The 23,280-nt window shown below is 70.5% G+C and carries 1 protein-coding gene (only partly in view); it reads left to right on the forward strand.

Going from position 1 to position 23,280, the window contains the following annotated elements:
• Positions 1–23,280: the 5' portion of a hypothetical protein gene (locus AC0NZN_RS13975; RefSeq protein ID WP_474592919.1), read on the forward strand. 8,220 nt of this gene lie beyond the right edge of the window; the window shows 23,280 of its 31,500 coding nt (coding positions 1–23,280); the start codon lies at positions 1–3; its stop codon lies beyond the right edge, outside the window.

Raw genomic sequence — 23,280 nt, forward strand, 5'->3', positions numbered from 1 at the left:
ATGGTGACGTCGGTGGCGCTCGCCTTGACGGCGATGGCGCCCAACACCGCGACGATCCTCGGCGTGGCGCCCGTCACCGCGCAGGCGGCCGCCGCCCCGGCGCAGTCGGTTTCATCACCGGCGGCGGACGGGACCCCGCAGGGGGCACCCGTCGGCGAGGTCGTCGGCACGGCGGCGTTCCTCGACGTCCACCCGTTCGACGTCGCCTCCGATCCGTCGGCCGCGCCGACAGATCCGGCGGCGCCCAGCGACCCGGTGACCGTGACGGGCGATCCGGCCCCGGCGCCCTCGGACCCTGCACCTGCTCCGGCTCCGTCGGACCCGGCGCCCGCACCTGCCGACCCGGCTCCTGCGCCCGCTCCTGCGGACCCCGCCCCGGTCGACCCGGCTCCGGCTCCCACCGCTCCCGCCCCGGCTCCCGCGGCAAGCGCCCCGGCGCCCTGGGTGATCCAGATGACGACCGCGAACGCGACGCTCGTCGTCCACGCGGACGGCACCGTGACGTTCGGGGGCGAGACCCGGAACCTCGCGGACGTGGTGCGCATCGACGTCGTGGGCACCGGCGCCGACGACATCCTCACGATCGTGTTCGAGGGCGCAGCCCCGGCGATCGCCATCTCGTTCGACGGGGCCGAGGGCTTCGACACCCTGAAGACCCAGGGCGGGTCCGGGCTGTCGTCCCGGCCGACCGACGGCCACTCCGGAGTCCTGAACATCGGCGCGGCGGCGATCACCTACGCCAACATCGAGCCCATCACGGACACGGGCAGCGGCGGTGACGTCGAGTTCACGCTGAGCGACAGCGACGACACCGCGGTGCTCGAGGCCGACGGCGCGCAGCTGCGGCTGCGCTCCACCGATGCGAGCCCGACGTTCGAGCAGACGTCGTTCACCGGTCCGACGGCGGCGGGAACGCACCTGCGGCTGCTCGGCGGCAAAGGACACGACAAGCTCACGATCACGACGAACATCACGCTGGCCCTCGCGGCCCTGTTCGCCTCGTTCGAGGAGATCACGGTCGCCCCGGGCATCACCATCTCGGCGAGCGCGATCGACCTCGAGGCGGCCGAAGACATCACCGGCGGCCCGTCGCTGACCTGCCTGGCATCGTTGGTCACGCACTGCGCGGTCGCCACCATCGAGGTCACCGGCGCGACGCTCACCGCGGACTCGGTGACGCTCAACGCGGCGGCATCCGTCACTCCCGACGCGAGCCACGCGACCGCATACGTCGTGAACGTCACGTCGAACGCGAGTGTCCACGCGGGCACGGGCACTGTGATCACCGCGACCAACGGGGATGCGAAGCTGACCGCGTCCTCGACCGTCGGGAAGTTCGTTCTGAACAAGAAGTACGGCGACCTCGCGATCGTCGACTCGGAGGCCTCGGCACTCGTCGACGGCAACGCGCTCATCACCTCGAGCGGCGCGACGACCGTGTCGGCGACCTCCACGGTGGATGCTGAGGCGAACGTCGGATCCGACAGCAGCAAGGACGAGGGCGGCTCGACCGGCGGCAACACCAGCGCGAGCAGCTTCGATGCGGCCGTCGCGATCGTGAACGTCACCGCAGGCGCCCTCGCCACCCTGGCCGGCACCGCCCGCATCGCAGCCGGCGGGGCGCTGTCGATCCTCGCGACGAACACCGCGACCCTCATCGGGATGGCGGATGCGAAGGACGCCACGAGCGGCGCCGGCATCGCGGTCCTCCACCTCGATCAGACCACGACGGCCGCCGTCGACAGCACGAGCGCCACGGCGACGACAGGATCGTCCGTCGCCGTGACGGCGACCCAGTCGTCGACGATCACGCCGGACGCCAATGCCGGCAAGGGCGGCGCGACGCAGAACGAGAAGGACGCCAACGACTCGAGCCGTTCGAACGGACAGGCCAACACGTCCGACGGATCGATCGGCGTCGCGGGGGCCCTCGCCGTCGCGGTCCTCACCGCCACCACGATCGCCCGCATCGTCGGCGCGTTCATCTCGAGCGCCGGTGCCGTGCAGATCCACGCGACCGGCACCAACACCGTCGCGACGACCGCGGACGGCGGCACGACCGACGGCGGCGGCGGCAGCACCGGGTTCGGGCTCGGCATCGGCATCGCCATCAACATCATCTCGGCGCTCACCCAGGCCTTCGCCCAGGCGGCCGACATCGCCGCGAACGGCGGCGTGGACATCTCGGCGTCCAACCCCGCGACCGGGGACTCGACGTACAACGCCACCGCCACCTCGGGGAAGAAGGGCTCCGGCACCGTCACGATCGCCGGATCGCTCGCCGTCAACAAGATCGACTCGACCACGCAGGCCTACCTGCGTGGCACCGGGCAGTATCACGGCAAGAACGTCGCACTGAGCGCCCGCGGCAGCTCCAAGAGCCACGCGTCGGCCACCTCGAAGTCCGACGGCACCGGCTCGGTCGGTGCGGGCGCATCCGTCGCCCTCACGCTCGTGACCACGCTGGTCGATGCCGACGTCGACGCGGACGCGGCGCCGGCGGGCATCGCCGGACTCACCCTCACCGCGATCGGCGCCGACGAGGCCACGACCGAGACGACGGGCGGCGCCGACGGCGGCACGAGCGCCACACTGACGGGCGTCGCGAGCATCGCGATCCACAACGTGAAGACCACCGCCTCGGTCCTCTCCGGAGCGACCCCGCTGACGCTCTCCGGCGGACTCACCGCCCACGCCGACCAGACCGCGAAGGCGACGACCACCGCGAAGGGTGCGACGACCGCAGGCTCGGGCGCGACGCTGGCCGCCACGATCTCGTTCGCGCTGACGTCGGCCGACCACGAGTCCGACTCGTCGCTCTACCGCGACGTCGCCGCCGGCGGCGACATCTCGATGCGCGCCGACGGCACCTCGACCACCTCGACGTCCGCCGAGGCGACGGCCCAGGGCGCGCCGGACAAGAACAACGACACGACCGGCAAGGACGCCAACACCAAGTCCGACGACAAGCTCAAGAACGCCTCGGGCAAGACGAAGGGCGGCGCGGGCGGCGGCACGGACACGCCGAAGGCGCAGGACGAGAGCGGAGCGACGCTCTCGGTCGCCGCCGCCATCGCCTTCGACATGGTGAAGTCGTGGACGACGGCCATCGTCGCCGACGGCGCGCACATCGTCACGACCGGCGCGCTGCTGCTGACGACGACGAACAACACGGACGCCTCGTCCTCGGCGAAGGGCACGGCGACCAACTCGTCGTCCATCGGCATCGGCGCCGCCCTCGCGGTGACGAAGGTCATGCTCCGGAATCTGGCCGAGGTGGGCATCGGAGCCTCGGTGCAGGCCCACGCGCTGACCCTCAGCGCAACGGTACGGACGGTCGGGGCCGATGACGCCCACGCGTTCCAGGCGACGGCGGAAGCAGGTGCCGGCAACACAAGCGGCACTCTCGGCCTTGCGGGTGCGTTCGCCCTCGACATCGTCGATGAGCAGACTCGCGCAGACCTGCGTTCCGACCCGGCCGCAGGGCCTGCACCGATTCCTCCGGGCGTCGCGATCGTGGGCGGGGGCGCCGTCTCGATGACCGCGCAGTCCAAGAGCAGCGGCAAGGCATCCGGCAAGGCGACCCAGGAGGGCGACGCCACCGTCGGGATCGGCGCATCCTTCGCCCTCACCCTGGTGACGCAGATCGTCTACGCCGGGATCCAGCAGGTCGCCGACCCGACGCGCGGGCCCCCGCTCACGGGAGCCGGTGCAATGAGCCTCGCGGCGACGCAGGTCGTCACGCTCACGACGGAGGCCACCGCCGGAGGCAAGTCCGGATCCGTCACGATCGTTCCCGCGGTCGCCATCACTCTTGCCACCCTCCACTCGAGCGCGTCGATCGGCGCATCCGCCTCCGCGCTCACCGCCGCAAGCGTCGCCGCCACGGCCTCCCAGACAGTCTCCGCGACGACGACCGCCGAAGGCTCGGCGACCGTCGGCTCCACGGCCGGGTTCGGCATCTCACTCGCCCTGGCGGTCGTCGACGACATCGTCGCCGACTCCGGCAGCGCGCGGAGCATCACCGCTACCGGCGCCGTCGCGTTCCAGGCCGATCAGGCCGTGAAGGTCGAGACCACCGCGAAGGCCGCCGCCAAGGGCGCAGACAAGTCCGAGGGCAAGGACGGCGGCGGCAAGGACGTCAACCAGAAGGCCGACGACAACCTCTCGAAGGCGTCCTCGCAGAAGCAGTCCGAGACGGGGACGGGCTCCGGAACGTCGTCGACGCCGAAGGCGGCCACCAACGACAACGGCGGCGCATCCCTCTCGATCGCCGGCGCCATCGCGATCAACGTCGTCGCCACCACCTCGAAGGCATGGCTGGCGGACGGCATCACGATCTCGTCCGGCGGCGTCGTCACCTTGAAGTCGCAGGCGAACACGGATGCCTCGGCCACCGCCCGCGGCGACTCGGCGGCGAAGGCGTCGGTCGGCATCGGGGCGGGCGTCGCGGTGCAGAAGGTCACCATCGTCAACCGGGCCACGACCGGTGCGAGCACCATCAACGCCGCCGGCCTCGCCGTCGTGGCCACGATGAAGACGACCGACGACAGCGACGTGGTGCGCCACTGGACCGGATCGGACTGGGAGATCGTCGACTCCGGCGAGCAGCTGCCCGGCCCGTCGAAGGACGACGTCTACTTCGTCAAGACGACCGACCCCGACAACTCCGGCGACCACCACGGCACCTACACCTTCGACGGCTCGAGCTGGACGATCCAGGATGACGCGGCCCTCCAGGGCACCGTCGACGAACTGCCGAACAACGCGGCGACGGACGGCTACTACCTGCTGACCTTCGCGAAGGACGGCCACCCGGCCGGCAGCGTCTGGAAGAAGACGGGCTCCACGTGGACCTTCGTCACGAAGTTCACCGCCGAGACCAAGTCGGAGCTGCCGACCGACGAGATCGCCGAGAACACGTGGTTCCACCTCACCACCGCGGACGGCTCGAACGCGGTCGGCTTCTACAAGCGCAACGGCAGCCACCAGTGGGTGGTCCAGTCCGGGGCCACCGTCGTCGCCACCGACACCTACCCGGCATCACCGACGACCGACGAGCTGATCCGGTTCCCGGAGCACGAGATCATCTCCACCGCATACGCGGGATCGAGCGATGCCACGAGCGTCGGCGTCGCCGGCGCCCTGGCCCTCAACATCCTCAGCAACACGACCGAGGCCCTCGTCCCGGCCGGCGCCCAGGTCACGCTCACGGGCGCAAGCGGCGCGGGCGCGGAGGTCACCGCCCGCAGCATCGAGTACGACGCGGCCACCGCGACCGCCTCCGCCAAGGTCGGCAACGCGGTGGGGGTCGGCGCATCCTTCGCCCTGCAGGTCATCGACGGCAGCAGCGTCCGCGCCGAGATCGCCGACGGAGCAGCCTTCACCGGCGGTAGCGGGCTCACCGTGCGGGCCTGGGGCCAGCGCGAGATGTCGACCAAGGCGAAGGGCGGCACCGCATCCAGCGGATCCGTGGCCATCACCCCGGTCGTCCCGCTCGTCGTCAGTGTGAACGACATCGTGACGGCGCGGATCGGCACGGGCGCAGCCCTCACGAACGCCGGCCAGATCACGGTCGCCGCCGACCACCAGCTGCGCGTCAAGACGTCGGGCGATGCGAAGGCCGCGGGCAAGAAGGCCGCGATCGGCGTCGACCTCGCCGTCAACGTGATCGTCGGCTGGGCCACCCTGGCCGAGATCGCACGCTCCGTCACCGGCACGGCGGTCTCCGTCATCGCCACGTCCCTCACGCACACGGAGGCCCTCTCGACGGCCAGTGCCTCAGGCGCCGACGAGGGCGGCAAGTCTGGCGACAAGGAGTCGAAGGACCAGGTCGCCGGCTCCGACAACAAGAACCCCAACACGCAGGGCACGAGCGGCGCGACCTCGGGGATGCCGTCGTCCAACGGCGGCACGAACGGATCGAACGGCGCGAGCGGTGCGAGCTCGACCTCCGGCAGCCAGTCCGGCACCGGCAGCGGCTCGACGGGCGTCGCGGCCGCCGTCGCGGTGAACTGGCTCTCCGCGACGAGCACGGCGCGGATCGCGGCCGGCACCACGGTCATCGCCACGACCGGCACCGTCGTCGTGCGCAGCTCGTGGGACGCCACGGCCAACGCCTTCTCGATGGGCTCGGCCATCAACCTGAAGTCCGACAGCGCCCAGGTCGGCGCCGCGATCGGCCTCAACGTGCAAGACCTCACGAACCTCGCGGAGGTCGGCGCCGGTGCGCACATCACCGGCCAGACCGGCATCATCGTCGAGGCCACACAGCCCGCGGCGGGCACCGGCAAGTGCGACGCCGCCGACACCCTGCAGTGCGGCACTTACGTCGTCTGGGGCTTCGCCGCGGGCGGTGGCAAGAGCACGGCCTTCGCCGGCAGCGCCGCCGTGCAGATCCTGCTGTTGAAGACGTACGCGCAGGTGGATGCGGGCGCCGTCCTCTCCGCCCCGGCCGGCGGCATCACGATCAACGCACAGCGGTACTTCGGCATTCAGGCGCTCGCGATCGCCGGTGCGCTCTCCACCAACGACGGCGCCGCGATCGGCGGATCGTTCGTCGTGAACTACTTCGAGATCACGACGACCGCGTCGCTGGGGGCGGGCTCGAGCGCCGACGCATCCGGCGCCAGCGCGCTGACGGCGAACACGAAGCTGATCCCGCTCGTTCCGAAGGTGCCGAAGCCGCTGGACGGCAAGGTCGACTGGCTGAAGCTCTCGAACGTCGCTCTCGCGGGCGGTGCCAGCAGCGGAGGCGTCGCGGTCACCGGAGCGTTCATCATCAACATCCTGAACGTGACCACCCGCGCCTGGATCGCCGACGGCGCGCAGGTCAACCAGGTGATCGCGGCCGGCGGGTCGGGGCAGACGATCGCGGCGAAGGCGTCCGACGACCTGCGGCTCGTGGATGTGGGCGGCTCGCTGTCGCTGAGCAAGAGCTCGGCGAGCATCGGCATCACCGTCGTCGTCGAGGTGTCCAACTCCGACGTCCGCGCGTGGATCGGCGACAGCGCCGCCGTCCGCGCCGGGGGTGCGGTCACGGTCGAGGCGACCTCGGCGGAGGACTGGCTGGTCCTCGCCATCGCCGGCGGCGCGAGCGCCGGCTCGGTCGCCGCCACAGGCGCCGTGCTCGTCTTCGTCGCGGGACAGGGGGGTTCCGCGCCGAAGACGAGCGCGCGCATCGGCGACGCGCTCGTCGACGCGCTCGGCGACGTCACCGTCCACGCGAAGAAGACCGTCACGGCCAAGCTCTCCAGCGGCAACCTCGCCATCTCGACCAGCAGCGCCGGTGTCGGCGCGTCCGTCACGGTCGCCGTCCGCGACACCGTGGTGACGGCGACCATCGCCGACGGCGCCGACGTCCGCGCCGGCGGCGACCTCACCGTGAACGCCGAGCAGACCGGCGACTACCTGCTGCTGGCCGTCGGCGGCGCGGGCGGCGACTCGGCCGGTGTCGGCGGTTCCGTCATCGTGGACGTCCTCACCGACACCACGACGGCATCCATCGGATCGAACGCGAAGATCAACTGCGCGGGAGTCTCCTGCACGAACTCTCCGGCCGGTCTGACGCAGGATGTCGTGGTCCTGGCGTCGGACCACACGACCCTGCTCGCGCTGGCCGGCATCCTCGCGATCGGCGGCACGGCGGGCGTCGGCGTCGGCGTCGACGTCGAGGTCATCCACAAGACCACGGCGGCATCGATCGGGTCGGGGACCACCGTCCGGGCCAACGGCGACGTGGTCGTGCAGGCCGTGTCCAGCGACGACCTGAAGAGCATCTCGGTGGGCGGCTCCTTCGGCGGCACGGCCGCCGTCACGGTCAACGTCACCGTGCCGGCCATCACCATCACCACCACCGCGACCATCGGCAGCGGCGCGGACGTCCGCGCGGGCGGCAACGTCATCGTCGCCGCCGACGAGGCCATGACGCTGTACTCGATCGCCGGCAACATCTCGGTCGGCGGCACCGGGGCCGTCGGCGCCGGCGTCGCGGTGCCGGTCGTGACGAAGACCACGACGGCCCTCATCGACGCGAACGCCCGCATCACGGCACTCGCGCAGGCGAGCCACATCAGCCACTCGGTGGTCAACGCCGGCAGCTACGCGACCAACGGCGTCGACATCCGCTTCGACCCGCGCGGCCGCCTCGGCGGCTGGCCGACGCCGTACCCGACGAGCCCGCTCGACCCGATCAACGGCACGGGCCTCGAGGCCGACAGCACGATCATCAACCTCGGCTACAACCACGGCTTCAAGAACGGGCAGCAGGTCGTCTACGACGCCGGCGGCGGAGTCGCCATCGGCAACCTGACGGACGGCGGCACCTACTACGTGTTCGTGGCGTCGCCGACCGAGATCCGGCTGTGCTCCGGCCTCGACCCGCCGGTCGCGCCGAACTACGACGAACCCCAGTGCCACGGCGGCTTCATCTCGATGTTCCTGCCCGCAGGCGCCAAACTCGGCGAGAACCAGCGCTTCGTCTCGACCACCGACCCCGGCGTCAAGGCCGACCAGAGCCCCCGCTTCACCGCGGAGCACGCGGTGAGCGTCGCCGGCGACTACCTCGTCCTGCCGTACATCCTCCGCAAGGACGACGGCACTCCCATGACCCTCCACAACGGCGACCCTGTCGTCTACAGCGCCGGTGGAGGCACCCCGATCGGCGGGCTCGTCGACGGGCAGACGTACTACCTGTTCACGCCGGGCAACGTGAACGGCATCGTGGATCTGAACCACGTGCAGCTGGTGAAGACCAAGTGCGAAGCCACCGGCAAGGCCAGCGACTGCAACACGGCGAGCGACATCGCCCAGGCCTCGAGCTCCATCGACTTCACCTCCACCGGAAGCGGCCGCTCCCAGAGCCTCGTGCCCTCCGGAATGCTCCCTGCCGGTCCCGCAGCCGATCTCGGCCCGCAGACCATCACGGCCCCCACCCGCCCGGACTTCGCCGGGGTGGCCGTCACGGCGACCAACTCCGACTACCTCGGCTCGATCGGCATCGCCGCCGGCGGCAGCGGAACCTTCGCGGTCAGCATCTCCGGCGCGATCGCGGTCGTCACGGTGCACACGACAGCCACCATCGGAGCCGGAGCGAAGATCAACTGCGGCAACCTGGCCTGCAGCGCGAACGACGTCGCCGCCGACGCCGCGCAGTCGGTGCTCGTCTCGGCCGTGAACAGCTTCCGCACCCTCGGGATCGCCGCATCCATCGCCGTCAGCGGCAGCGCCGGCGTCGGAGCATCCGCGACGGTCCGGGTCGTCGAACTGCACACCGACGCGTCCATCGCGGCGGGCGCCATCGTCAACGCGGCGAGCAACATCGAGATCCACGCAGAGGCGCTCGACTCGGTCATCTCGGTCAACGCGGCCGCGGGCGGCGGCACGGTCGGAGTCGCCGGCACGGTCGGGGTCAGCGTCATCCACGAGTACACGAACGCCACCACAGGCAACGGCGTGACGCTGCGCGCCGGGAACAACATCGGGGTCTTCGCCCACTCCGACTCGAAGCTCATCCTCATCACGGCCTCCATCGCCGCCGGCTACGTCGGCGTCGGCGTCGGCGTGGGCGTCGCGGTCATCGACAAGACCACCGACGCGCACCTCGGCCAGAACAACGTCGTCATCGTCCTCGCGAACGGCGCAGGCCTCTCCGGCGTCGACAGCGGCACGATCTCCGGCGGCGGATTCCCGCAGGGCACCGGCCGCGGCCTCATCGTGCAGTCGGACAGCCGTGAGAAGCTGTTCGGCCTCGTCGCGGGAGTCGGCGCCGGGTTCGTCGGCGTCACGGTCAACGTCGGCGTCAACATCTTCACGGTGACGACCAAGGCGTTCATCGACCTCGGCACGACCGTCAACCGCGACGACCACGGCACGCCGCTGAACACCGCAGACGACACGATCGTCGCCGGCGTGAACAGCGCCCAGGACGTCATCGTCACCGCCACCGACACCTTCGACTCGCTGACCTTCGCGGGCGGCGTCGCCGGAGGCTTCGTCGGCGCGGCGGGCGGCGTGGACATCGGCGTCGCATCCATCACCGCCAACGCCTACCTGGCGGTCGGCACCGACGTGTGGGCCGGGCGCAACGTCTCAGTCACCGCGCTCGGCATCAAGCACGTGCAGTCCTACGCGGTCTCGGTCGGCGGCGGATTCGTCGGCGCCGCCGGTGCCGTCTCGGTCTGGTCGATCGGCACGGCGCCCACATCGTCGTACTCGTCGGACGCGACGGGACCGAAGCGGGGGCCGTGGGATGCCGGCACCCCCTACGCCACGGGCGATGTCGTGACGACGCCCGGCGGCCACACCTGGATCGCCAAGCAGAACTCCACCGGCGTCGCACCCGTCGAAGGCGCCACCTGGCACGAGGATCAACCGCAGACCGCCACCGACGGCGGAGGGGACGACAGCGGGCAGCAGGTCGCCGACCAGACCGCGTCCGGCGGCGGAACCGAGGGCTGGAAGTCGGCCCTGGGCGGCGCACCCGCCGACTCGACGGCGGCCTTCGTGCTGCACGCCTCATACGCGGCCAACGCCTATGTCACCTTCGGCGGCCACCACTACCGCGCACTCGTCGCGATCGCCGACGCCGACCAGACGCCGAACCTCGACACGGCCCGCTGGCAGAACGCCGACGACGACTACCGCTTCCGTGTGACCTCGGGTGCGTCGCAGTCGAGCACGACGGTGAACGGCTCGTACGGCGACAGCAACGCGGTCTCCCAGCAGTTCACCCAGCCGGCACCTCCGGCGGGCATCACCTCCGGCATCTACGGCCGGGTGCACGCAGGCCAGGGCGTCGCGGTCACCGCCCGCGAGAGTGTCGACGTCTTCGTCCTCGCGGGCGCCGTCGCCGGCGGCGCGGGCGCGATCGGCGTCGGGGTCGCGATCCTCAACGTCAAGGGCAACGTGGATGCCGGCATCTACGGCAGCGCGACCGTCTCGGCCGGCGCCGGCGGAGTGAGCGTCGTGGCGGACCTCGACGAGACCATCACGATCATCGCCGTGACGGGCTCCGTCGGAGTCGTCGCGCTCGGCGGCCAGATCCTCTTCCTCACGGACACGAGCGCCACGAAGGCGCACATCGACGGCGGCGCCGCCATCGCCCAGGCCACCGGCGGCATCACCGTCACCGCCGACTCGAACAAGACGGTCTCCGGCTACGCGATCGGCATCACGATCGCCCTCGGCGGTGCGGGCGCGGCCGTGTCGGTCATCGACATCTCAGGCGACACGCTGGCGACGATCGGATCGGTGCCGCTCGGGGCCGAGGGTGCCGTCGGCGCGATCACCGTCACCGCGACAGACCACTTCACCCCGACATCGTGGGCCATCGGCGTGGTCGGCGGCGTCGGCGTCGGAATCAGCGGTGTCGTCGCGATCATCAGCTACACCGGCACGACCCGCGCGGCCTCCTTCACGACCGGCGGGGGAGTGCTCACGGGCGGCGTGACGGTCAAGGCGGTCGGCGACCGCAAGCCCATCGCCCCGGTGACGGTCAACGCGACGAGCGGCATCGGCGCCGCGGGCTTCACGTACAACTCGGCCACCAGCGACCGCGACACGGAGGCCGAGCTCGGCGGCTCGGTCAACACGAGCGGCGCCGTCCTCGTCCAGGCCGACGCGCACAACGTCGTCGACGCCGAGACGATCGGCGTCTCGCTGGCCGGTCTCGGCATCCAGGCGATGATCGCGGTGGCGACCGTCTCGGGGCACACCACGGCGACGATCTCCGGCACGGTGTCCGGCTCCACCTCGATCACCGTCGACGCGGTGGCGGAGAACCGCACCAACGCGAACGTGATCGTGGTCGGAGTCTCCGCGGTCGGGGCGAACGTCGCCTTCGCCAAGGCGGAGATCTCCGCCGGCGCCGACATCATCGCCGCCGTCACCGCGGGCGCCTCGCTCACGAGCTCGGGCCCGGTCACCGTCACCGCTCGCATGAGCGGCGCCAACCAGCGCAACGAGGCCATCGCCCACGGCGAGAACGTGGGAGCGGCGCTCTTCGGCACCGCGGCGATCTTCGCGGCCCAGGCGCTCATCTCCGGCGCGACGAAGGCACAGCTCGACGGTGACGTCACGTCGTCGGCATCCGTCTCGGTCACCGCCAACGGCAAGAACTACGCGAAGGTCGACCTCGTCGTGGTCGCCGCGGCCGGCCTCGCCGGCATCGCGGTCTCGATCGCCGACGCAGAGGTGCGCTCCGGCGCCGTCGTGTCGGCCACGTCGTCCGACGCGGACAACAACCAGAGCATCACCAGCAGCGGCCAGGTCCAGTTCACGGCGACCTCGACGAACACGGCGACCACGACCACCGGCATGGGTGCAGGGGGAGCGCTGTTCGGGGTCGCGGTGTCGGTGCCGTCGGCCATCGTCGCCGGGGCGACCACGGCGAGCGTCGAGGGGAACGTGACCGCGGGCGCGGCAGGCGTCACGGTGTCGTCGACGAGCGGCAACAGTGCCACGACGAGCGTGGTCATCGTCTCGATCGGCGGACTCGGATCGGTCGCCGTCAACGTCGCCGACGCGGAGGTCACAGCGGCTGCGACGACCAGCGCCCTGGTCCTGCAGAACTCCACCGTCAGCGCGCCGGCAGGCGCGGTGCTCGTCACCGCCACCTCCACCAACACGGCCGGTGCGACCACCACGGCGGTCGGCGCGGGCCTGGGCCTCAGCGTCAGCGTGCAGATCAGCACGGCGAAGGCCGACGGCGACACGACGGCGTCGTTCGACGGCGACATCCTCTCCACCGCCACCAAGACGGCGAGCCTGACCGTCCAGGTGCGCGCACGCAACCAGGCGACGTCGGATGTGAACGTCGTCACGGTCTCGCTCGGTCTGGCGGGCACGGGCGTCAAGGCCGAGGCGAGCGCGGGCGGCGACGCGGACGCCGAGGTCGGCACGCACGCCTCGGTGAACGTCTCGGGCGCCGTGTCGATCGACGCGCAGCTGACCACGGCGAACAGCCAGCAGAACTACGCGAGCGCCGTCGTCCACGGCGGATCGTTCGGCGGCATCAGCGCCGGCCTCGTCTCCGCGAACGCGACGGCGAGCGGCTCTGTGCGGGCCAAGCTCAACGGGGCGATCACGGGGTCCGGGTCGATCACGATCAACGCCGACGCGACGATGTACGCGAACGCGCACAGCACGTTCGTCGGCATCGGCGCGCTGAGCCTCTCGGCGACCGAGACGCTGGCCGTGGTCACGGGAGACACCATCGCGGGCGGAGACAGCGGCAGCGCCGCGACGAACGGCACCTTCACGGTGACGAGCGACTCCACCGACACGGCGGACGCGGCATCCGACGGTCCCACGGTCGGCCTCGGAACGATCGACGTGAAGCTTCCGAGCGCGCTCGTCTCGGGCAGCACCAAGGCGAACTACCTGGGCCAGGTGACGAGCGGCACGAGCGCCTCGGCCACGTCGAACTCGCACAACACCGCGACGGCGGATGCGGGCAAGATCATCGCGGTCGGCATCATCGCGGTCTCCGTCGCCTACGCCCTGGCCGTCGTCAGCTCGTCCACGGAGGCGGCCCTCGGCGGAGCCACCGTCTCGGGCCCTGTTTCGGTGAGCGCCACGTCCGACGACAACGCGACGGCGACGGCCGGCGGCTTCTCGGGCGGAGCGCTCGGCGTGAAGCTGCTGCAGCCGGAGGCCCGGTCGCAGGGCTCGACCCGCGCGTTCGTGGGCAACGGCAAGACCGTGTCGGGCTCGTCGCTGACGATCACCGCCATCGCGACGCCGGATGCCACCGCCACGGCGAAGATGGTCGGGCTCGCCGCGGTGGCCGACATCCTCATCACGAACCCGACCGCCACCGTCTCCGGGACCACCGAGGCCTACATCGGATTCGACGAGACGGTCACACTCGGCTCGGGATCCGCGACCCTCACCGCGACACGGACCGCCAACGCCGGGGTCACCGGCACCGCCGTGCAGGTCGCTCCCATCTCGCTCTCCGGCGTCACCCTCGAGGCGACGACGACCGGCACCATCGCGACGCACATCGATGACCGCGCGCACGTCACCGCCGGCTCGCTCTCGATGACGGCGGGCGGCACGAGCACGCCGACCGCCTCGAGCACCAACGTCGGAGTGTCGCTCTTCGGCGGATCGCTCGTCTTCATCCACACGACCGACAACACGACCGTCGCGAGCTGGGTGGGTCCGAGCGAGGGCAACGCCGCAGCGAACGCGAGCGACCCGGCGTACGTGGCGACCACCGGCGGCGGCATCACGATCGCCACCGACTACACGGCCCACGTGTACGCGGATGCGGTCGCCGCCGGCTTCGGCCTCCTCGCGAGCGGCTCCTACACGCAGGGCACCGCGACGGCGACGCCGACCATCGACGTGTACCTCGGCGACCGTGCCGAAGTGCGCGCCACGGGCGGGAACGTCCTCCTCGACGCGGCGGCCGTCGTCACGGCGATCGCCGACGCCGTCGGCTTCGGCGCATCCCTCGGGGTCTCGGTGGGCTTCATCGAGACGACTGCGGACCTCCGCCCGACGGTGCGCGCCCGGACGCTCGGCAACGGCGTGCTCAGCGGGTCGGACGTCACGGTGCGGGCGCGGTTCAACACCGACGCGGCCGGCGTCGCCATCCGCCCCACGTACGTCTACAACTCGATCCTCGGCGACAACTCGCCCACTGTGGTGGCGCCCGCCTTCGCACGCGCCTCGCTCGGCAGCGCTGCTCTCGGAGCCGGCATCTCGGGCGCCAAGGCGAAGGCGACGAACTCGCCGACGGTTGCGGCATCCATCGGATCGGGCACCTCCACCTCCGCCTCGGGCACGCTGAACGTCGTCGCCCGCTCGCTCGGCGACTCCCAGGTCGACGGGTACTCGCTGGCCGCGGGTCTCGGCGTCGGAGTCGGCCTGGTCTCGGGCACCGCAGAGAGCAAGGGCAGCGTCTCGGCCGCGTTCAACGGCACGGCGGGAACGGTCGCCGCGGCGAACATCCTCACGTTCGTGGACGCGCGGGCGCTCGCGGAGGGCCGCGGGTTCAGCGGCGGCCTCGGCGCCGGCGTCTCGATCGGCCACCAGGACGCGACCGTGGCTCCCACGGCCAGCGCCCTTGTGGGCGGCACCCTGACGGCGTCGAACGCCGTCGTCGTGCGCAGCGACGTGCGCACCTCCGCCGCCGGCATCTACCGTGCCCTCGCCCTCGGGCTGGGGGCCGCCATCGGCAGCGCGACGGTCACCGCGACAGACGGCTCGCAGATCCGCTCCGCCGTCGTCGGAACAGGCTCCGCGCGCAGCACCGACGGGGACGTCACGGTCGAGGCCTGGCACAACTTCGACGGCACGAAGTTCCTCACCGGGAACACGGCGGATGCCTCGGTCGTGCAGGAGAACTTCGCGCTCGGCCTGTCGGTCGGCTCCGCGGATCTGACGGCGACCGCCCAGGCGTCGACGAAGGCCGAAGTCGAGGCGGGCGCCACGATCGCGGCGCCCAAGGGCGCGGTGCTGCTGCGGGCCCTCGCCGGCAACTACGCCGACTCGTTCTACCGGCGCACCGGCGGTGCGATCATCAGCGCCCAGCCGAACGCCAACCCGACCTCGATCGCCTCCGGCGACACCCAGGCGAACCTGCTCGGCCACGTGCGGGTGTTCGACGGCGTGAACTCGACGACCGGCGCGGGCTCCGTGACGGTCCTCGCTCAGAGCAACGACCTGGCCGAGGCCGGCATCAAGAACATCGGCGGCGGACTCATCGAGATCGCAAGCTCCTCGTCGACGGCCAACGGAACGCCGAACGTCGGCGTCACGCTCGGCGGCTCGTCATCCGTCATCCGCGTGAGCGGTGCGATCTCGGCCAAGGCGATCAGCTCGTACGACGCAGACGCAAGCACCTACAGCGCAACCGGAGGCGCGCTCAACGTCTCCTCGTTCAGCGCGACGGCGTGGATGAAGCCCACCTCGACGGCGACGATCACGGGCGGCGCCTCCATCATCGCCGGCGGTCTCGTGACCCTCTCGGCGCAGGCCAACCCGCCGCTGCCCCCGGCATCGGACGGCACGTTCGACGCCGTCGGCGGCGTCGACGGCACGGCGCACACGATCACCTTCGGCGCCAACCACAACTCGAGCACCGGCGACACCGTCACCTACAACACGCAGGGCCAGCCCACGATCTCGGGCCTGACCCCCGGGCGCACCTACTCGATCATCGTCATCGACGCGACGACGGTGCAGCTCGGCGTGGTCTTCTCCGACTCGAACGTCGACACCGCGCTCGACACGATCAGCTTCGGCACGCGCGCGCACGGCCTCAACACCGGAGACGTGCTGCTCTACCAGCTCGTGAGCGGCACGCCGCTCTCGGCGATCGGCGGTCTGACGGCCAACACGCTGTACGAGGTGTTCAAGGTCGACGACCACACGATCAAGCTGCGGGCGGTCGGCGCGTCGACGACGACGGACAACGTCAACGCCAGCGACGTCTCCGGCGGCAAGGTCACCGGCACGAGCGGCTTCCACAACGGCGACTACGTCACCTACCACGCGCCGACGACGAACGCGACGTTCACCTCCGGACAGGTCGACACGCAATGGAACGGAAGCGCGTGGGTGGCCACGACCGGCAGCGACACGAACAACGTCTACTTCGCGGTGGATGCCGACAACAACAGCTCGTTCGACGACATGGGCTTCAGCTCAGGCCAGATCGTGCGCTTCTACACGTCGAGCGTCGCGCTCGGGGTCACGACCAGCATCGGCCTGGTCAACGGCGCCTACTACTGGATCATCCGCAAGAGCGGGCAGAGCTACCAGCTCGCCGACACCAAGTGCCACGCGACCGCGAGCGTCGCCGACTGCGGTGCCGGCAGCCACAGCGTGACACCCCTCGCCATCTCCGGCAACGGCAGCAGCAGCATCCTCTACTCCCTGACCGCTGCGAACCTCGCACCCATCACGGGCCTGTTCGACGGGCACGGCTACTACGTCGTCGGCTGCCCGGTCTCGGGCTGCGATGCGAGCGGATACCAGCTCTCCCACACCTCCGGCGGCAGCGCGATCGCGATCTCGAACAGCGCGACGACGGTCGACGGTGTCGGCTTCTCGTTCAGCGGCGGGACCCACACCTTCCGCACGGAGGGCATCGACTTCACGAGCAGCGGCGCCACCGTCCAGAAGCTCATCTTCGCGATCACCCCCGTCGCGGGCCCCGGCCCGAAGAACGAGAAGCTCGCCGGCATCGGCTCGACCGTTCCCTTCTCGGCGATCGGCGGCGACCAGATCGTCTCGGCGTCGGCGACGGGCGGCGGCGGCGGCGCGATCAGCGTCAGCACGGCCTCGTCGTTCGCCTGGGTCGACGCGACGGTGACCGCGACCGTCGGCGGGAACGCATCCGTCACCGGTGGCTCCATCCTGATCTCCACCGACGGTCACTCCAACGCCAAGGCGATCTCGTCCAACGACAGCGGCGGCCTGATCTCGGTCAACGACGCCCAGGCTCGCGCCGACGTGCGGATGACGAGCACGGTGTCGGTCGAGTCGGGCGCGACGCTCACCTCCCTCGGGGCGCTCACGATCTCGGCGAACGGCGCGCTCGACCCCTACGTGAAGGCGTCTTCCGACTCCGGAGGCCTGTTCGCCGGCGGCTCCGGCGGCGAGACCGCGCACATCGACTACACGACGCTCGCGAGCGTCGCCGGCTCCCTCGTCTCGCAGAACGGCACGGCCACGGTCGAGGCGCACACGGCGCTCTACGGCTACGCGGAGGGCACGGCGGAGCTGGGCACCTTCGCGGGCGCGGCGAAGACCTACACCGACATCCACGTCGGTGAGGGCGCACCCTCGCTGTGGGGCGCGTCCGCATCGACCCGCGTGCTGCTGTCGGGCACGGTGACAGGGCGCCAGGTGCTGCTGCACTCGTTCGTCGACCCTGTGTCGATCGAGGCCCGCTCCGACACCGGCGTGTCGGCGTTCGGCGCCGGATCGAACGCGAAGACCTTCGTCTACGTCCGCGGCACGGCCGACGTCATCCTCGACACAACGGCCGACATCGAAGGCCAGGTCGCGACGCAGCTGATCGCCGAGTACCTGAACTGGTCGGTCACCTCCCACGCGCACGCCCGCTGCTCGTGCTTCGGCGGCGCCTCGAACGCGGACGCCACGATCGACGCGACCACTCTGGCGAAGGTGACGGGCCGCAGCGGCTCGCTCATCCGCACGGCCGACCTGACGGTCGCCGTCAACCAGCGCAACGGCACCTTCAACCGCGACGACAGCCGGTCGCGCGGCTTCCTCGACTTCGGCGACGCGAACTCGCACGGCGCCACCTCGCTGTCGCGCGAGACGTTCTGGCAGGTGCGCGTCATCATGCTCGGCGAGCCGAACCCGGTGCTCGAGGTGGACTCCGCCGGCAACATCACGAACATCGTCAACGTCCGCGTGTGCGACGACAACGGGCACTGCTACGAGGACAACCCCTTCACCAACACGCACACGTCCGGCCAGCTGAGCGGGACGACGTTCACCGTCGACGACATCATCTACGACCACGGCGCGCAGGCCCGGTTCCTCACCAACGACCTGTCGGGCCTCGGCGGCCCCGACGGCGGCACCGCCGCCGGCGTCATCTGGGGCCGCTCCGGGAGCTTCGAGTTCCAGCAGACGTGGGACTACGTGAAGCTGCTGAACGCGTCGAACCTCAACATGGTGACCAACATCATCGACGTCGTGAACACGGTCAACTCGCCGCTCATCGACATCCGCGTCGACACCATTCCGGCGGGCACCGGCGTCAACTCGCCGGGGCTCAACGAGGGCGGACCGGCATCGTCGTTCGACTTCGACATCCACTACCGCTTCCCGACGACGCTCGTGAAGATCTACAACTCGTGCGCCCACACGTGCTCGGTGCGCCAGCCGTTCATCCGCCTCGACGACTACATCGAGAACCCGATCGGCACCACGTGGATCCACAACGAGTCCGGCGACATCCTGTCCGGCTCGGGACACGAGCTGATCCGCACGAACGTCCTCGACCTGGCCGCGCCCTTCGGCGACATCGGCCACCAGAGCCCGACGCACGCGAACCCCGACCCGGAGCGCAACCCGATCGAGGTCGAGCTCGTGAAGTTCATCCACCCGGATCCCGAGTTCTGCGTCGGGTACGGCCCGGCCCCGTGCCTCCACGACGTCGTCGTGACGGTGGATGCCGGCAAGGACGCGGTGCTCGACCTCACGACGTTCCGCCGCACCGACGAGGCCCTGACGAACGCCATCACGGTCGTCATCGACCACATCAACGCCGGCGACGACATCGACGTGGTCGTGAACGACAGCAAGGCCGGCAACGACACCGGCGCCCTCGTCCTCGTCGAGGTCGATCTGTACAACCCGGGGACGTCGTACTACGGCTACACGTACTACAACCAGTACAACCCGGCGCTCACCGACGCCGGCCCGCTGCCGCCGGACTCGCACACGTACCAGACGCACTTCCGTCCCGATGGGGCCGACGCGAACCTCGCGCACATCCTCCGCGCCCTCGGCACGGTCGCCGCGAACGAGATCAACTCGACGTACGAGATGACCCTCCGTGCGGGCGACGACATCGACGTCTGCCATGTGTCGGTGGGCGGCGAGGAGCCGAAGACCTGCTTCACGTCCTCGATCGACAGCGGCACGCACGTCGTGAGCGCCGACACGACACCCGGCACCACGGTGAACATCGTGGCGCACACCGACGTCGCCTGGACGGGCGGCGCGGCAGCCGGACCCGTCGACGACCCCGGTATGGCGAGCGACGTCCCGCAGATCTTCATCCGCACCAACGGCGACATCACGGCGAACGAGCTCGTGGGCGACATGCTGGTCGGCAGCATCATCTCGACGCAGGGCGACGTCATCCTGCGCTCGCTGCTGCGGATCCTGGATGCCGACGGCCGCCCCACGATCGACGTCGCCGGTCGCAACATCACGATGTACGCGGGCCTCGCGGGCGGCCTCGGCGGCGTGGGCCTCCCGACCGACTTCCTCGAGGTCGACACCGCCTACGGTCACCCGACGGGCATCTCGAACGGGGTGCTCACCGCCGACGACACGGCGGGCGACGGCACGACGCAGGGCGTCTACATCGACGAGCTCACCGGCGACATGCCGATCAACACGATCTACACGTTCGGCACCACGAGCCTCTCCACCGGCAACGTGTCGCTGCGCACCACCGGCGGCTCGGTGCTGAACGCCCGCGCCGACTCGGTGGACAACGTCCGCGGCGACAGCGTGGACGTCGATGCCAACGGCGGTTCGATCGGCCTGCTGTCCAAGCACGTCCTGGTGGATTCGAACCGCGCGCCTCCGTTCGAGTGCGTGAACCTGTACTGCGGCAACAACGCCGACGGCACGTCCGACGCCTCCCTCGCGATGGCGGGCGACGATGTGGGCCTCGAGGCCACCGGCGGCATCTTCTACACCGAGACCAAGAAGTACCTGCGCCTCGTGCTGGCGCACTCCCTGACCGGGAACATCGTCCTGACGGTCGCCGAGTCCACGGCCCTGGGCGAGGACCTCTACCTCATCAAGAACGGCAGCGCCCGCTTCGCCGAGTCCGGCACGCGGCTGCCGAACCAGGATGCGGACGCCCCCCGCGTCGTCCCGAACGGCACGGTCTTCGCCGAGCAGGGCACGGTCGAGCTCCAGGTGGCCGACGACGTCGTCACCCACCAGAACTCCCAGATCCTGGCCGCGAAGTCCATCGACATCCGCGGCGACTACGGCAATGCCGACAGCGGCGGCACGCTCGTGAACCCGACGCCCGAGTGGGGCACCACGATGATCCTGCGGGGCAAGATCATCGCCGGATGCGTCGTCACCGCCGGCGGCCCGGGCGACGAGCCGATGGGCGCATGCACACCGTCGACGAACACGGGCTTCCAGACCAACGTCTGGGGCGGCAGCGATGCCGACACGATCTCGTTCGGCGACCCGTCCGGTCTCGACCTGGTGCAGGCCGACCTCGGCTCGAAGACCCACTGGGGCGACCGGGGCTACATCTTCCTCGGATCCAAGACGACGGTCCACGGGAACGCGACCTCCGCGTCGAACACCGCGGACGGCGAGGACCGCATCACCGTCTGGTACCTCCAGTCGATGAACGTCCTGACGAGCCCGGCCGGTCTGACCGGGCAGGGCAACGGCGCGGGTCACGTGCTGAACCTCGACGGCCAGGGCGAGAGCGACCACTACGCCGTCTACACCAACGGAAGCCACGGCAACATCCGCAACTACAACATCGAGGTGCTCGACACCGGCGCCGCGAACGACGGCGTGGACGAGCTCGCGGTGTACGGGTACGACGCACCGGCCTCGGCGAACGGCGCGGGCAAGCCGACCGACGACATCTTCCTCCTGCGGGCGCTGACCTGCATCGACAACGAGGCGCCGTTCACGACCTCCGGCGTGCCGGCCGTGTGCGCCACCCCGACCGAGACCGCCGACCAGCCGGCGTACATCGCCCTGCTCGCCGGGTCGGGCGCCGCCGACGGCGGCATCGGCGCCTACCGCGACCGCACGGTCGGCAACGAGCCGAGCTGGATGGTGCAGCGCATCACCTACGACGCCGCGCTCAACGGCCGCATCACGGTCTACGGCATGGGCGGCAACGACGCCTTCTACGTGGACGACACGCGGGCGACGATGACCCTCGACGGCGGAGCGGGCGACGACACGTTCCAGATCGGCCAGATCTTCGGGTCGAAGCGGGATGCGGCCGAGGGCGCGCTGCTGCCCGCCGACACGTTCCCCGCCCTCGTGCCGACGACGCGCGGATGGCTGAGCCCCGGCCCGCACGCCCCGCTCCTCGCCTCCGGCGGCACCGGGAACGACTCGTTCACCGTGTACTCGAACCAGGCGGAGATCCAGCTCAACGGCGACGACGACAACGACATCTTCGTGGTGCGGGCGTTCGCGATCGCCGCGGTCTGCGACACGGACGCCAACGGCGACGGCAAGTGCGACCTCGCAGATGTCACGTACACCCCGGCGAATGGTGCGTTCCCGATCGACGGCGGCGCCGGCGATCTCGACGGCGTCGTGAACGGCATCTGCACCCTGGCGAGCGGCATCCGTCTCGACAACAACGGTGACAAGGTCTGCAACAACGCGGACGCGCACATCACCTACCACCACACCGTCGGCTCGAACGTCGACCTCGACAACACGATGTGGCAGGACGACGTCATCCCGCTCGACTCGAACGGCGTCGCGGTGCCGGTCATCGGGCTCGGCTTCTCGACCTCACGCCCGCTCGACATCCGCGCCGGCGGCGGCGACGATGAGGTGCAGTACAACGTCAACGCGCCGGTGAACGTCGACGGCGGCACCGGGTTCGACAAGGTCGTCGTCCTCGGCACGGAGTTCGCCGACGACTTCGTCATCACCGACAAGGCGATCTACGGCGCCGGGCTGAACGTCAAGTACACGACGGTCGAGGTGGTCGAGGTCGACGGCCTCGAGGGCGACGACCAGTTCATCGTCCTCTCCACCGCCTACGGCGTGGCCTACCGGGTCATCGGCGGGCTCGGCAGCGACCAGATCTCGGTCGCCGGCGATGTGACGACCGACATCGTGACGCGCGAGCTCGAGGGCATCTCCGGCTCGGTGAACCACATGGTCACCTCCCTCGACCCGCGTTACAACGGCATCGTCGTCGACGGCGTGGCGTACAACCTCGCCACCCCGGACAAGGGCGTCGTCGTCATCACCGAGACGGGCAGCTCGACGAGCGTCCGAGAGGGCACGACGACGGGACCCATCACGCAGGTCGACAGCTACAAGGTGCACCTCAGCCACGCCCCGACCGCGAACGTCTACGTGACGGTCTCGGCCGCGGGATCGCCGTCGGAAGAGGCGAACAACACGCTGCAGAACCCGACGGGCTACGGTCTCACCGACGGCATCGGCGACACGATCTGGCTGTGCGTCGGCAACGGCACACCGGGGGAGTGCTCGAGCAAGAGCGACTTCCAGCGTCACTACGTCCGCAACGGGCAGGTCGTCGACGACGCCGGCCGCGCCGTCGTCCTGACCTTCACGAACGGCGACTGGTCCGCCGACAAGTACGTGTACATCTGGGCGGTAGACGACCCGCGCTCGGAGGGCGACCGTACCGTCGTCATCCAGCACTCGGTCATCTCGGCCGACAAGAGCTTCGACGGCGCGGCCGTCCGCCAGGTGAACGTGACCGTCTACGACAACGACACGCCGGGCGTCTACGCGGTGCATGTGGCGCCGTCGCCGACCTGCACGGCGGCGACCCCGAACGCC

The sequence above is a fragment of the Microbacterium sp. sgz311019 genome, from assembly GCF_056135325.1.